The sequence below is a fragment of the Streptomyces sp. W16 genome, from assembly GCF_033194735.1.
Classification (GTDB): Bacteria; Actinomycetota; Actinomycetes; order Streptomycetales; family Streptomycetaceae; genus Streptomyces.
Map to the genome: position 1 here is coordinate 1 of NZ_JAWOAI010001084.1, position 1,346 is coordinate 1,346.

2 protein-coding genes are annotated in these 1,346 nt (G+C 69.2%); both read right to left on the reverse strand.

Going from position 1 to position 1,346, the window contains the following annotated elements; translation table 11 throughout:
* Positions 1 to 81 precede the first annotated feature (81 nt).
* Positions 82 to 795, reverse strand: a complete 714-nt coding sequence (locus R6V09_RS53280; RefSeq protein ID WP_317888577.1) for a glycoside hydrolase family 12 protein — start codon at positions 793 to 795, stop codon at positions 82 to 84.
* 36 nt (positions 796 to 831) lie between these two features.
* On the reverse strand, positions 832 to 1,346 hold a 515-nt coding region (locus R6V09_RS53285), incomplete at its 5' end, for a glycoside hydrolase family 95-like protein (RefSeq protein ID WP_442810313.1).

Below are 1,346 nucleotides of genomic sequence, written 5' to 3' on the forward strand. Positions count from 1 at the left end.
AACGCTCTGCGCGCCGAGGTCGACCCGGCGTGACCGCACGGGCCGGCCCCGCACAGGGCGAGGGCCGGCCCGCCGGACCGATCAACTACTGGTGACGCTCTCGCTGTTGGTGGTGAAGGCGAGCCCGCCGGACGAGGACGTGATCTCGAAGCCGAACTGCAGGTCTCCGATGGTCACGTTGCCGAACCAGCCCTTGGTGTCCTTGATCCACTTGAGGATCGGCAGGATGTCGATCGTCCCGGACGAGGAGTTGGAGCTGCGGACGAACGAGAACACGTCGTTGCTGCCGTTGTTGCCCTTGTAGACGGTCCAGGTGGAACCGCCCAGCGTCAGGCTGCCCTGCGAGGTGCCGAGCGGACCGACCGCGCCGGTCTTGTTGACCCAGAGCATGATCTCGTAGGCGTAGTTGGTGTCCCAGATGTCGTACGACGTGTTGTACGCGCCGGACGACGGCACCGTGACGTTGTAGCTGCTCTTGAGCGAACCCAGCGAGGTGATCGACTTTCCGATCACCTTCTTGGCGTTGGGATAGGCCTTGATGCCGCCGGTGTTGGGGTGGTTGGCGTTGACGCCCCAGTTGGTACCGGAGTTGGCCCAGATGCACTGACTGCCGGCGCCGGAGCCCCAGATGTCGTTGTAGAGCGTGTAGCCGTTCAGGGTCGTGCTGCCCCACTGGTCGCAGGAGCTCCAGACGGCGGCGGAGGCGGGGGCCGAGGCGAGGCCGACGGTGGCGCCGAGCGCGAGGGCGGGGGCCAGCAGGGCCATGGTGAGCCTGCTGCGGGTGCGTGTTGCCATGGTGTCCCTTCCATGGGTGGGGGGAGTTGCGAGTGGCTACCGCGCCCCCAGGGTGAGGACGCGGTCTTCTCCGGCGACGAGTTCGAGCGGCTGTGTGCCGGAGGAAGTCCGCAGTTCGACGCGGCGGGTGCGGGAGGGGCGGAGGACCGCCACGGCCGTGTCCTGCGTCCAGGTCAGATCGAGTTCCGCCCCGAACCTCGTACGTACGCCGGTGAGTTGGCCCTGCGGATACGCCGCCGGCAGCGCGGGCAGCAGGACCAGCCGGTCCGGCGTCGACTGCACGAGCGTCTCGACGATCACGCCGGGCAGGGTGTGCGCGGCGTCCGCGTTGTAGACCTCGCGGTTCGGGTAGTGCGCGCTCATCAGCGAGGCGTGGAAGAAGTCGCCGTCGAGGACCTGGCCGAGGGCGTGCGCGACCCGTTCGCCGTCGCGGAGGCGGGCGGCGACGAGCGCGTGGTGGAGGTGGCCGTGCGCCGAGTCGTTCTCGGCGCCCCGGAGGTGGAGCGCGCTGTGCGCGGCGGAGGCGAGGCGCGGGGCGTCGTAGGGGTTGA